This window comes from Microcoleus sp. FACHB-1515, from assembly GCF_014696105.1.
Lineage (GTDB): Bacteria > Cyanobacteriota > Cyanobacteriia > Elainellales > Elainellaceae > JAAUTJ01.
In genome coordinates this window covers 1-12717 of the sequence record NZ_JACJPO010000020.1, presented here as the reverse complement: position 1 = coordinate 12717, position 12717 = coordinate 1, and the positions used below count along the sequence as shown (strand labels likewise).

At 55.9% G+C, this 12717-nt stretch carries 11 protein-coding genes, 1 tRNA gene and 1 pseudogene; 8 read left to right on the top strand and 5 right to left on the bottom strand.

Annotated elements, in window-relative coordinates:
• Positions 1-16 precede the first annotated feature (16 nt).
• Positions 17-1021, bottom strand: a complete 1005-nt coding sequence (locus H6F67_RS05670) for a hypothetical protein (RefSeq protein ID WP_190764211.1) — start codon at positions 1019-1021, stop codon at positions 17-19.
• Between the two features lie 352 nt (positions 1022-1373).
• Here H6F67_RS05670 and H6F67_RS05665 point away from each other — a divergent pair, with 352 nt between their 5' ends.
• The 3 genes from H6F67_RS05665 to H6F67_RS05655 all read left to right on the top strand — a co-directional run bounded on the left by H6F67_RS05665 (position 1374) and on the right by H6F67_RS05655 (position 5591).
• Positions 1374-2321 carry a lipopolysaccharide assembly protein LapB gene (locus tag H6F67_RS05665; RefSeq protein WP_190764209.1) on the top strand — a complete coding sequence of 316 codons (948 nt, stop codon included), beginning with the start codon at positions 1374-1376 and terminating at the stop codon, positions 2319-2321.
• A gap of 59 nt (positions 2322-2380) precedes the next feature.
• Positions 2381-3445, top strand: coding sequence for a low specificity L-threonine aldolase (locus H6F67_RS05660; RefSeq protein ID WP_190764207.1), 1065 nt, complete (start codon positions 2381-2383; stop codon positions 3443-3445).
• Positions 3446-3578: 133 nt separating this feature from the next.
• Entirely contained in the window at positions 3579-5591 is a 2013-nt protein-coding gene (locus H6F67_RS05655; RefSeq protein WP_190764205.1) for a chloride channel protein, read from the top strand.
• On the opposite strand, the gene ubiG is transcribed toward H6F67_RS05655, so the two are convergent.
• A complete protein-coding gene (ubiG, locus tag H6F67_RS05650; RefSeq protein ID WP_242020520.1) occupies positions 5583-6320 on the bottom strand; it encodes a bifunctional 2-polyprenyl-6-hydroxyphenol methylase/3-demethylubiquinol 3-O-methyltransferase UbiG in 738 nt (245 codons plus the stop codon). The genes H6F67_RS05655 and ubiG overlap by 9 nt on opposite strands.
• Before the next feature lie 96 nt (positions 6321-6416).
• On the opposite strand from ubiG, the gene H6F67_RS05645 reads away from it, so the two are divergent.
• The gene (locus H6F67_RS05645; protein ID WP_190764203.1) at positions 6417-6860 is read left to right on the top strand and encodes a rhodanese-like domain-containing protein; all 444 of its coding nucleotides are present in this window, start codon (positions 6417-6419) and stop codon (positions 6858-6860) included.
• Between the two features lie 25 nt (positions 6861-6885).
• Here the strand turns inward: H6F67_RS05645 and H6F67_RS05640 are convergent, their stop codons facing one another.
• Complete coding sequence (locus H6F67_RS05640) at positions 6886-8703, bottom strand: N-acetylmuramoyl-L-alanine amidase (protein WP_190764201.1); 1818 nt, start codon at positions 8701-8703, stop codon at positions 6886-6888.
• Between the two features lie 48 nt (positions 8704-8751).
• On the bottom strand, positions 8752-9423 hold the full coding sequence (gene ntcA / locus H6F67_RS05635; protein ID WP_190764199.1) for a global nitrogen regulator NtcA: 672 nt from the start codon (positions 9421-9423) through the stop codon (positions 8752-8754).
• A 293-nt stretch (positions 9424-9716) separates the two neighbouring features.
• On the opposite strand from ntcA, the gene fabI reads away from it, so the two are divergent.
• The 4 genes from fabI (at position 9717) to H6F67_RS05615 (ending at position 12409) form a co-directional block, all read left to right on the top strand.
• The gene (gene fabI / locus H6F67_RS05630) at positions 9717-10520 is read left to right on the top strand and encodes an enoyl-ACP reductase FabI (RefSeq protein ID WP_190764197.1); all 804 of its coding nucleotides are present in this window, start codon (positions 9717-9719) and stop codon (positions 10518-10520) included.
• Positions 10521-10573: 53 nt separating this feature from the next.
• A complete protein-coding gene (hisB, locus tag H6F67_RS05625; protein ID WP_190764195.1) occupies positions 10574-11197 on the top strand; it encodes an imidazoleglycerol-phosphate dehydratase HisB in 624 nt (207 codons plus the stop codon).
• Between the two features lie 249 nt (positions 11198-11446).
• Positions 11447-12292 carry an endonuclease VIII gene (gene nei, locus H6F67_RS05620; RefSeq protein ID WP_190764193.1) on the top strand — a complete coding sequence of 282 codons (846 nt, stop codon included), beginning with the start codon at positions 11447-11449 and terminating at the stop codon, positions 12290-12292.
• 43 nt (positions 12293-12335) lie between these two features.
• Positions 12336-12409 (top strand) — tRNA-Asp (locus H6F67_RS05615).
• Between the two features lie 218 nt (positions 12410-12627).
• Here H6F67_RS05615 and H6F67_RS05610 read toward each other — a convergent pair.
• Positions 12628-12717 (bottom strand): annotated as a pseudogene (locus H6F67_RS05610) (IS1 family transposase); the annotation flags it as partial.

The window sequence follows — 12717 nt, the reverse complement described above, 5'->3', positions numbered from 1 at the left end:
CTGTCGATCGCCCAACCTAAACTGAGTCAGTTTTGGGTTTCTTGATCGGCTTCGAGATCGGTTCCCGCCGGACAGGAGGCGTCACAGCAGCGGGACGATCGGGACGTTGCGGGCGGCCAGCGGCGGGGCGGCGTTGTCCGCCTCCGGTGGGGCGGCGACGGTCTTGGCTGCGATCGCCTGCTTTGCGCTTCTTGGGCGGCACTAAGCCGATGACGTTGGCTTCGCGCACGACTAGCGTGTTGTCCTTGCGCTCGACATGCAGATCCCAGAAATAGCCGACCGACTTGTTGCCCGGAAGTTCGCCAATTAAGTTGAGCTTAAAGACTTTGCCTTCTTGCGAACCGGGACGCGGCGACTGCTGAATTTTCACGATTAGCCGCTGGTTTTCGGCAGCATAGAACAAGACTTCGCCACGAATTGAAAAGTAGCCGTCTTGATTGACATCGGCGGCTTCGGGTTCGGGCGTTTCCGATTCAACGGGCGCTAGCTTTTCGGGTTCCCACACGCCGACCACCTGCATGTGGAGATTCTCGCTTTTCTCGCGCGTGCGGGGATACACCACCCACAAATGATTTTGTTCAAGATCAATATGTTTACGCACCAAGCTCATGACGCGACCGAGCAGCACGGCGTCGATCGCAGTGCCGTCGTCGGTGTGCAGCATTCCGCGCGTAAACTGTTCTGGTGACGCTTCATAGCGGCCTTGAATCAGCCCGATCGCGCGATACTGCATGGGTTCGCTAGCGGGCGGAATCGGCTGCTGTCTGGGCGTTGAACTGGGCGATCGCGCGGGCGTAATGGGTGTCGGTGGGGGTGCGGGCTGGGGTGCGGTCGCATCGAGGTTGGACAAAATGCGCTCGGCGGAAGGTGATGGCGGCGAAATCATAGGTGGCGAATTCGGAACGACGGAAGAGTCTGCGGATGAAGCAGCAGAATTAGAATCGTTCTGCTGCGAGGACGAACTAGCGGCAGATGACGGCGACCGTCCGGGTTGGGGAACTTGGTTCTGAGCGGAACTCATTCAACCTCCTAGCGAGACTGTCCACTCACCGCTGGGCGATAAGCAGATGACCATGACAAAGCTGAGGCGATGGCCTCGATCGCAACAGGCAAACGCTGTTTGCTTCTCTTTACAGCAGAATACCAACGCAGGTTACACACTAGGTTAGCATCCGCCAGAATTTTACCGAGTCTCCATAAAAAGACGGCCATCGTTTCCCTGAATCACGGTTCAGTTTGTTTATACAGACAAGATCTTCAACGTCAGGCAAATTCACGCAATGCTTATGATTGGCAGTCGAATTGCGTTGCTGAATTTTACAAAACGAGTCTTGCGATCGAGTCAATGTCGTTAATAATAGGCATTGGTTAAGATGACAGTTATTTGGGAGCGATCGCCCGTGCTATTCGATAAACGCAACCGCTGGCTCATCAATAGTGTTTTGATCGTTGCCGTTCTCGCCTTTATCGGCGTGGCGATCTATCCCGCCGTTGAAGCATGGCGCGAAAGCAGCCGCACTCCAACCGCCACCAGCAGTCCTGCCGCTCGCCAAGCCGAACTTGAAACGCAAGCACGCGGCTATGAACTGGCGCTAGAGCGCGAACCAAATAATCAAACGCTATTGCGCGGCTTGGTGGATACGCGCATCGAAATGGGCGATCTCAAAGGTGCGATCGACCCGATCAAAAAGCTGGCTGAACTGAATCCGACCGATTCGAGCTACACGATTTTGCTGGCGCAAGTGCTGCTGCGGTCGGGCGATCGCGAAGGTGCTGCCCAAGCCTATCGGGAAATTCTCAGCAAGCGTCCGGGCGATATCGGGGCGCTGCAAGGCTTTGTGGAATTGCAGCTTCAGCAAGACCGACCCGAAGCCGCCGTTGGCCTGTTGCAAGACACGCTGCGATCGGCAGATGCCGCCAACAAAGCTCAGCCCGGCAGCATCGACGTAACCTCAGTTCGCCTGCTGCTCGGTCGCGTCTATGCCACTCAAGAGCGCGATGCCGAGGCGATCGCTGTTTACGACGAAGCGATCAAAGGCGATGCCGAAGATTTTCGTCCGGTTTTAGCAAAAGCTTTGGTGTTGCAGGCGCAGAACAAAAACGAAGAGGCGCGATCGCTCTTTAACCAAGCCGAAGCACTCGCCCCCGCTCAATATAAAGATCAAATTCAGCAACTCGCCCAAGGTCAACCGTCTCCCACTGCCTCGCCTTCACCCGGAACCGCGCCAGAAGCTGCTCCGACTACACCAAGTTCGCCCGCTGCCTCGCCCAGTGCAGCAGAATCTCCGCAACCAGCGGCAACTGCTCCGGCTGAACCCTAGATTTCGATCGACCGTTCATACTGGGAAAAGAACCTGTAGCGGGAGCTTGAAGCAGTTCCATGAATTTTTGCAGTGATAACGTCACGGGCATCGCACCGGAAATTTTGGCGGCGATCGCACAGGCCAATGCGGGCGCGGCCATGCCCTACGGCAACGACGAAATTACCCAGCGGCTTGAAACGCAATTTAGCGACTTATTTGAAACTCCGGTCGCCGTTTTCCCCGTTGCGACGGGATCGGCAGCCAATGCGATCGCCCTTTCAGCCATTTCCCCGGTCTACGGCGCGATCTACTGCCACAGCGACGCGCATATTCACGTGGACGAATGCGGCGCACCCGAATTTTTCACCGGAGGCGCAAAGCTGGCGACGCGATCGACCCCCAACGGCAAACTCACTGGGGACGATCTCGCGGTTGTCCTGGCAAAAGCCGGAGCAGGCGTGGTGCATCACGTGCAGCCAGCGGCAATCAGCATTACGCAGGCAACCGAGGCGGGAACCGTCTATTCGCGATCGGAAGTGGCGGCGATCGCACAGGTGGCGCAGTCACACGGCCTGAAGCTGCACATGGACGGGGCGAGATTTGCCAATGCGATCGTCAGCTTGGGCTGTTCTCCGGCTGACATTACCTGGCGATCGGGCGTGGATGTGTTGTCGTTTGGCGCGACGAAAAACGGCGCGATGGCCGCAGAAGCGGTTGTGTTTTTCGATCGCGACCTGGCAAAAGATTTTGAGTATCGCCGCAAGCGGGGCGGGCATCTGTTCTCGAAAATGCGCTTTTTGTCGGCTCAGCTTGAAGCTTATTTGCAAAACGATTTGTGGCTGCGTCACGCCGCTCACGCGAATCAGATGGCGGCACGATTGGCGCAGGGATTTGCCGAATTGCCGAATGTGCGCTTGTGTTTTCCGGTTGAGGCGAATGAAGTGTTTGTGCAGTTTCCGACTGCGATCGCTCAATCTTTGCAATCTGAAGGCTTCCAGTTCTACGCCGATTTCTACCCTGATCAAACAGGCAACACCACAACGGCGCGACTTGTGACGGCGTTTGATACCGATCCGGCCAGCGTCGAAAAGCTGATTGCCGCCTTGCAGCGATTGACCGCGCCGATCGAAGCTTCGGTGTAGTCGATCGTGCCACTTTTTCTGGAATCAGTGGCAACATCCAGGGCAGTATCCCCGACAATAGAAAACAGCACTGCTACTTTCGATCGCGCAGCTTACGGAACGCGATCGTGCCGCTTGCCCTAGGGTCTCGTCCATGACTTCCACCCCCGCCGCTAAGGGGCTGGTTTCGCCTGAGCCTGTTGCGCCCAGCAATCCAGCTTCACGTTTGAAGCATCTTCTCACGCGCCTGCAACCGTCGCCCGAATCCGTCGTGCTGCTGTTGGCTGTGTTAATTGGCACAGGTGCAGGCGTCGGCGTTGTCGTGTTTCGAGCGCTGATTCACCTCATTCACAATTTGATGCTGGGGGAAGTGCTGAGCTTCCTTTCCGTTTGGGGCGCGTGGACGCTGGCCTTCATTCCAATTTTGGGCGGCTTGGTAATTTGCCTGTTGCGCTGGCGGATTCGCGACTTTGGCCCTGGACTGAGTACGCTGATGGAAGCCGTCCAGAGCGGACGGGAATTTTTGCCGCTCAAGCCGATCGCCAAGATGGTCGCTGCCTCGATCTCGCTCGGCAGCGGTGCTTCCCTCGGCCCCGAAGGACCCAGCGTGGAAATTGGCGCAACGTTCGGCCTGCTGCTGGGACAGATTTTGCAAGTTTCGCAGGAACGGCAGCGGCTTTTGCTGGGCGCAGGCGCGGCGGCAGGATTGGCAGCGGGGTTCAATGCGCCGATCGCCGGAGTGTTTTTCGCCCTCGAAGTGGTTTTGGGCACGACGTTCGCCACGTCTGCCGTCAGCGTTGTGCTGCTGGCTGCTGTTGTGGCCGCTTGGATCGCGCAGATTGGACTGGGTTCACAGCCTGCCTTTGCCCTGCCTGCTTACGAGGTGCGTAGCCTGCTGGAACTACCGCTGTATGTGGGTTTGGGCGTGTTGGCAAGTTTAGTGTCGCGGCTGTATGTGCAGGCGTTGCGGCGATCGCAGCAGTGCTTTCAGGGGCAAGTTCCCGCGTTCGCGTGGCTGGTTCGCATTCCCCAACCGCTGCATCCGGTCTTGGGTGGTTTGTGCCTGGGAATCGTTGCCCTGTGGCTCCCGCAGATCTTGGGCGTCGGCTATGAGACGGTCGAATCGATGCTGCAAGATGTACAGTTTTCGCTGTCGTTGGTAATCGCCCTGCTGGTCGTGAAGCTGATCATGACGGCTGTGAGCTATGGCAGCGGCTTTGTCGGCGGGATTTTTGCGCCTGCTTTGTTTCTCGGTGCCTCATTGGGCGCGACTTACGGCAAGGTGTTGGCGATCGCGCTTCCCATGCTTCACCCCTACATGGCTTCACCCCCTGCTTATGCAATGGTCGGGATGGCGGCTGTGCTGGCGGGCAGCGTCCGTGCGCCCCTGACGGCAATTTTGCTTTTGTTTGAACTGACGCAGGACTATCGAATTGTGCTGCCGCTGATGGCTGCGGTCGGACTGAGCGTTTGGCTGGTGGAATGGCTGGAGCCTGTCAAACGAAGTGAGCCGAGCAAGTCTGTCGTTTTGCCTGCCGGAGCGATCGACCCTGCCACAGAACTGCCTGAATCCGATTCTGCCGAGCTTCGTGAACCTGTCCGTGAATCGGTTCCGCCTCGTCCTGCGCCTGAGCCGTTGCCGCTCCGGTCAGATTTGCATTCCGCTTGGGACGAACTGCCGCCCTTGCAGGTGGCCGCTGCGCTGCAACCTTTGCCGCTGCAAGTTGCTGGTGACGCGACGCTGGCAAGCGTCGGGACTGCCTTGGTGGAACAGCGCTGCCACACGGCGTTTGTGATGGCGGACGATCGACTGGTCGGACTGGTGACGCTGCACGATGTCGATCGCCTGCTGATGCGAGCCAAATCCGAAGGCGAAACCAAAGCGCTATTGGAAACCCCGATCGCCCAGCTTTGCACCACTGATATTTTGCTGGCCTACCCCGATGAACTGCTGAGTGAGGCGATCGCACGGATGGCAACGCGCGGCCTGCATCAGTTGCCGATCGTGACTCGCGAATCTCCCAATCAGGCGATCGGCGTGCTGACTCAAGAAGGCATCACTCTGGCGCAAGGTCTGCACCGCACAGGCGAACTGTTGCGCTCGCAGCTTGCCGTCGAAGCGGACGATTTAGAAGAGGCGATCGAACCGGAAGCCGCGCTACTTTAGAATCGCTTTACCGATGTACATCACAGATAGATCGTCGCTGATCGAAGCGCGAAAATTTTTGGTTTTGCGGTAGTAGCGATAGGCTTCAATTTGTTCGGGAATCGTTTCTCCTAACAGGTTGAAGCCGTGCAAAGTAATTTCTGAAAACTGCGATCGCTCCAGATAATTCCTCAATTCTTGCGGCAAAATAAACTGATGCCAATCATGAACACCACGCGGAATTTCACCAAGCAAATTCTCCAGCAGCCAAATCATCACAACTTTTGATTTCCAGGTGCGATTAATCGTATCAAATAAAAAGATGCCACCGGGTTTAAGGACGCGCTGAATTTGAGCGATCGATTTTTCCACATTATCGACATGCTCCAACACATCCACACAAATCACGACATCAAAACTGTCATCCAAATAAGGTAATTTCTCTGCAAATCCCTGTTGATACTCGATCGAATAATCCTGCTTCGCATGTTCGATCGCGCTGTTGATGCAGGCTTGTGACTGATCGATTCCTGACACGATCGCCCCCCGACTCGCTAGAAACTCACAGGTGTAGCCGCCACCGCAGCCGACATCAAGAACGCGCAGCCCCTGCCAATCGGGAACGAATCGATCGAAATACTCAAACCGGAGCGGATTCAAATGATTGAGCGCAAAGATTTTGGCCGATCGATTCCACCAGTGCGGAGCCATGCGATCGTAAAAGGATAGATCGTTACGTTGGATCGACATTAGGAGTTGATGATTGGCTGCCGTCTACCTAGTGAATGATGCTGAATTTTCAGCGCAGACTTTTAGAATGTCACTAACAATCATATCGGTACGAATGTGTTTCGATCGCTCTTTTGGCAACTTCTCAAACGTCAAATTCGCACCAAGTTTCCACAAGTTAAGCAGCTTTCAACTGAGGAACTTGCGAAACAAATCGAAACGAAACCGCCTGTTTTACTCGATGTGCGAACTGAGGCCGAATTTGCTGTCAGTCATCTTTTAGATGCAAGACAAATAAATCCGAGAATCGAGGATTTTTCTAGCTTGGATTTGCCGCTCGATACGCCGATCGTGGCTTACTGTTCGGTGGGCTATCGATCGTCGCGACTGGTCGATCGCTTGCAGCAGGCGGGCTACACGCAGGCGGTAAACTTGGAAGGCTCGATTTTTCAATGGGCAAACGAAGGGCGGCCTGTGTATCGCAACGGTGAGATTGTGCAGCAGGTTCACCCCTACAATCGCGTTTGGGGGCAACTGCTCAAGCCGAATTTACGCAGCTAGTGCGGCTCTTATGTGACAGCAAATTTTATTCGATCGATCTGCGCCAATCGACCAAACTTTGCGCGAGGGCATCGGCAAGGCGTTCTTGCTGCTGCGGATCGACGATCCACTCGAATTCTTCCGGGTTGATCATGAAGCCAAATTCGAGCAAAACGCTGGGGGCAACGGTGGGACGAGTGAGGGCAAGATTGTTCCAGTACACGCCATACGAAGGGCGATCGAGCCGCTGCACCAGTTGATCGTGGATCACCTGCGCCAGATCGTGCGCTTGAGCGTTGTACCAGAAGGTGCTGATGCCTGCGGTGTCTTCGGCGTTGCCCTCATCCGGCAGGGCGTTGTAGTGGAGGCTGAGGGCGATCGTCGGCTCCAATTCGTTGATTAAGTTCACGCGGTCTTGCGGAAGCAGATCGGCATCGTCTTCTCGCGTCATCAAGACCGTTGCGCCCAAAGCTTCCAGACGCGGGCGAATTAGATTGGCGATCGCGAGCGTTTGTGCCTTTTCGGGATATCCGGTGGGGCCACGTGCGCCAAAATCTTCGGGGCCACCATGACCGGGATCAAGCAAAATTCGCATTCCGGCAAGAGGCTGTTGGCGAGTTCCGGGTTGGGGCGGATGCCGCAGTGAGAGGATGAGGCTGGTTCCTTCATAGCGCAGCTTGTAGCCCCACTGCTGAGCGGATTTGAGGTTGAAAGTGTACTGCACGCGATCGGGCGCGATTTGCTGCCAGTCGAGTCGATCGATCACCACATCCGCATCGGCGCGAATCGTGTCGGTCTGCGCGATCGTGTTGTGCAGCGTCAGGGTGAAGGTGCGATCGCCCTGAGTGACGCTGACGGGAACCGGAACCTGCAAGGGGAAAACCACTTCTGTCCAGCCGTTTGCCTGTCGAGTGGTGACGCTGCGGATAATCGATCGCGGCAGGGCGGCACTCTCCACCGTGCGGGTTTCGCTGGCTCGAATCCACGCGCCATAGTCGAGGCGCAGCCATTCGCCTTCGCGTCCTGTCACGCTGGCTCTGGTGCCTTGCGGAAGCGGGGTCAGGCGGGAAAAATCGGTGCTTGCGCCCGATCGCGCTGTTCCCGATGCCGCCGTCACTTCAATCACTGGTGGATTCACAGGCGAGAGCAGTTCAACGCGACCTGTTCCGGTTTGCGTCACCGTTTCGCCGTTCAACCGCAATTGAAATTCGGGCTGTCCCAAATCGCCGGATGTGGCAGGAGCGATCGCCGCTAAATTGTTGCCGTAGAACAGCGCTCCTGATGGTGCATTGAGTGGAGCGCAACCGCGATATTGCTGAGCCGTCAGGGAAATCGGCTGATTTTGACTGGTGAGAACGGCGGAATTTGGCGGCAGATCGATCGCCCCCGATTGCGGCAATAAGGGAATTTGCGCTCCGGCAATCTGTACGGAAACCGTCGCGTTAGGAGGCGCGATCGCCCCAAAGCAAACGGTTTCACCGGGCATTCGGGCAATATCCACAGCAGGCGAGAGCGATCCTTCACCGAAAGAAACACCAACCGGGGCGGGCGGTTCGCTCGGATTGCGGATCACGCGGATTACAACGGTTTCTGAGCCGTGTTGCAGTGTAAACGTATTTTCGCCAAGCGCAAGCGGAAAGCTCGGCGCGAAATGTCCGGCGGGAGAGCGATCGATTTGCTGCCCGTTCACCGTGACTTCTCCGGTTGGTGCAGCCGTGCCGATCAGAAAAATTTGCGCTGCCGTTGTTTCGTGACCATCCGGCGGATAGACCACGCCGAGCGGCTGCTCTGTCTGGGCGATCGCTGCTGGAGTTCCAATCACCGTCATGCCGCCAAATGCCAGCCACGCTAAGCCTTTCATCATGTTCGATCGAATATGCAGCGCTTTCGATTATCGGATGTTTTGAGAGATCTACGTGAACTGCTGACTGAGGGCGACAGGATTGTGGACGGTGATTTTCTTTTTGTGGATTGAAATCATTTCGTCCTGACGCAGATCGCCCAAAAGTCGCGTTACGGTGACTCGTGTGGAGCCGATCGCCTCGGCAATTGCCTGATGGGACAGCTTCAGATCGATCGTGATGCCTTCGTTGCTGGGCACGCCAAAATCGCGACAGAGAATGAGTAGGAAGCTGACCAAGCGCGACCCCATATCGCGATGCGCCAAGGTTTCGATCATCATTTCGGTCTGCAAAATTCGCGAAGACAAACCTTGCAGCAGAATCATCGACAGGTCGGGATTGTCTTTGAGCGCTTTTTCGACCTGCTCGATTGGAGCAGAGAGCAGTTCAACTGGAGTGAAGGCAACGGCGTGATAGAAGCGATCGGCTCGCTGTCCGGTAATCAGCGACAGCACGCCAAAGACCGAATTTTCGCGCAAGAGGGCAACCGTGATTTCTTCTCCGGCTTCGTAGACACGCGAAAGCTTGACTGCGCCTTTGACCAGAAAATAAACGCGCTCAGCCGGATCACCGGGAAAGAAAATGGTTTTGCCGCGATCGAACGTTTCGACAACGGGCGGAAACGCGCCGCCGCCGATTTGCCGAAATACACTTGCTAGCGGTCTATCTTCCACCACAACCATACCCGCTCTACTCCGCTGGTTTTCAAGTTTCGATCGTTGGCATAGTGACAGGTTGCCGCAACGATTTTGTAACTCTAGTACACTAAAACGTAACTGCGGGCGCAGTTTTTGTATCGACCGTCACAAATTGCGATCGCACCGCCTTGCAATTCCCAGAAATCGCTTCAAACTCTTGCCATCTCACCGCTCACATCCTGCGGACATGCGATCCCCAAGCCCCGACACCCTATCCCCGGTCTCCATTTTTCAGTATTCTCAAGTGGCAAAGCAGCGTTTCAACAGCTAAAGACATTATGCTAGACCTGACTGGAAAAAACGCCCTGGTAACGGGCATTGCCAACAATCGATCGATCGCCTGGGGCATCGCGCAGCAGCTTCACAAAGCAGGTGCAAATCTGGGGATCACCTATTTGCCGGACGACAAGGGGCGATCGGAAAAGAAAGTCGCAGAACTGGTTGAACCGCTGTCGCCCAGCTTGTTTTTGCCCTGCAACGTGCAAGACGACGCGCAGCACCAAGCCGTCTTCGATGCGATTCGCGACAAGTGGGGACGGCTCGACATTTTGATTCACTGCCTCGCCTTTGCCAACCGCGACGATTTGACAGGCGACTTTAGCAACACGAGTCGATCGGGATTCAACCTGGCACTGGATGTCAGCGCCTATTCGCTGATTCAAATGAGCCACTTTGCCAAACCGCTGATGACCGAGGGCGGCAGCATCATCACGATGACCTATTTGGGCGGCGTCAAGGTGATTCCCAACTACAACGTCATGGGCATCGCCAAAGCTGCCCTAGAAATGAACGTCCGCTATCTCGCTTCCGAGTTGGGGCCACAAAATATTCGGGTCAATGCGATCTCAGCAGGTCCAATTCGGACATTAGCATCCAGCGCGATCGGCGGCATTCTCGACATGATCCACCATGTTGAAGCCGTTGCGCCCTTGCGCCGCACCGTCACGCAAACCGAAGTCGGCAACACCGCCGCTTTCTTGTGCAGCGATCTCGCCAGCGGCATTACCGGACAGGTGGTTTATGTCGATGCGGGATATGAAATTATGGGCATGACCGGAGGCGCACCCAAGAGTGAAGCGTGAGCAGTGTGAAGCGTGAGCAGTAGGATGAGGAAGTATTTGATCTCCTCCGCCCTATGCAGATTCACGATCGCCCCCCTACCCTTGACCTTCAGCGCACGGCCAGCGTCAGCCGCAAAACCTCAGAAACCGACGTGCAGGTGAGCCTCAACCTCGACGGACAAGGCCGCTGTGAAGCCAAAACGGGCGTTCCCTTCCTCGACCATATGCTGCACCAAATCGCCTCACACGGCCTGATCGATCTGGACGTGCAGGCAGTGGGCGACATTGAGATCGACGACCACCACACGAACGAAGATGTCGGCATTACGCTCGGTCAGGCATTGGGGAAAGCACTGGGCGATCGCAAAGGCATCGTCCGCTTCGGCCACTTTTTCGCCCCGCTCGATGAAGCCTTGGTGCAGGTGACGCTCGACTTTTCCGGGCGTCCCCACCTCAGCTATGGCCTACAAATTCCCACCGATCGCGTCGGCACCTACGACACCCAACTGGTGCGCGAATTTTTCGTGGCGATCGTCAACCACGCCCAACTGACGCTCCACATTCGCCAGCTTGACGGCATCAACTCCCACCACATCATCGAAGCCACCTTCAAAGCCTTCGCCCGCGCCCTCCGCATGGCCGTCGAGATTGATCCGCGCCGTGCCCACACCATCCCCAGTTCCAAAGGCGTTCTTTGAGGGCAGGAGGTAGAAAGCAGAGAGCAGGAGGCAGAGGTTCGGAGACGAGGGACGCGGCGGAAAAGCCGATGCGAAGCGCTCTAACGCCTCTCACCGATCGACCCTTGCGTGGGGGTCAGGGGGAAGGCACTCCCCCCCTGTGGGGTTGGAGGTTTGGAGGAGGGGTGAAACCCCTAGCCTCCAATGGTTCGGAAACCAAAAGTAATTCAAAAGGCAATCGAGCCACATCACCCTAAAAAGATCTACCCAATGCCCGAAGGTCCCGAAATCAAACGCGCCGCCGATCGCATCGCCCGCGCCCTCGTCAACCAGCAAGCGATCGAAGTATTTTTTGCCTTCGATCGCCTCAAACCCTTCGAGTCCCTGCTCAGCGGACGAACCGTGATCGCCGTCCAGCCCAAAGGCAAAGCCCTCCTCACCCGATTCGACAACGACCTGACCATCTACAGCCACAATCAGCTTTATGGCCGCTGGGAAATTCGATCGGCCTACCGCTACCCCGAAACCAAACGACAGTTGCGCCTCGCCATCCACACCGCCAAAAAATCCGCTCTGCTCTACAGCGCCTCAGACATTCAAGTTTTAGACCCAGAAGCGATCGCCCTCCACCCGTTCCTCAATCGCCTCGGCTTGGACGTACTCGACCCCGAAACCACAATAGAGCAGGTGATCGATCGCTTCACCGACAAGCGCTTCTACCGCCGCAATTTTCTCGTCCTGCTGCTCGATCAAGGCTTCTTAGGCGGATTGGGCAACTATTTACGCAGCGAAATTTTGTTTGTTGCCCGTTTGCATCCGAGCCTGCGCCCGATCGACTGCACTCCCGACCAAATTGCTCGACTCTCTGAAGCCGCGATCGCTCTACCTTGGCAGTCCTACAACACCGCAGGCATCACCAACGATTTGCAGCTTGCCGAAACGCTCAAAGCCCGAGGCTATCACCGCAGCAGCTATCGCCACTGGGTCTTCAACCGCGAAGGAAAACCCTGTTTCGTTTGTGAAACGGCGATCGTCAAAGCATTTTCGGGCGGACGCCGCTACTACTACTGTCCGGTCTGTCAGGCTGCTCCGCAAAAAGATGCCGCGATCGATTGACAGTTCTGAAAAATTCAGGCATTATAGGAATTGCGCCAATTAAGGGACTGTAGTTCAATTGGTTAGAGCACCGCCCTGTCACGGCGGAAGTTGCGGGTTCGAGCCCCGTCAGTCCCGTTTAAAGGTTCAAAAATTTGCATTTTTCCTCTGAAACAGCGAACACTAAGCAGTTGCTTTTGATCGTCATTATAATTGACTGAAGCGATCGAGCCTAGGTCGGAAACTTAGTGGCACAATCAACTGCTGTCCAAATTTAGATTTTGAGCGCTAAATTTTGGGTTTGCTGCTGCGATCGCAGCCCGTACTAGTTTGGGTAGAGATGTAGAAGTAATGATTCAGGGTTGTAAACTCGCATTGTAGTGGTGGATGAAGTACCAAATTGCTCCAATATGGTTAGCAAGCTTCTTTGAGAACGAGAGTGTCTT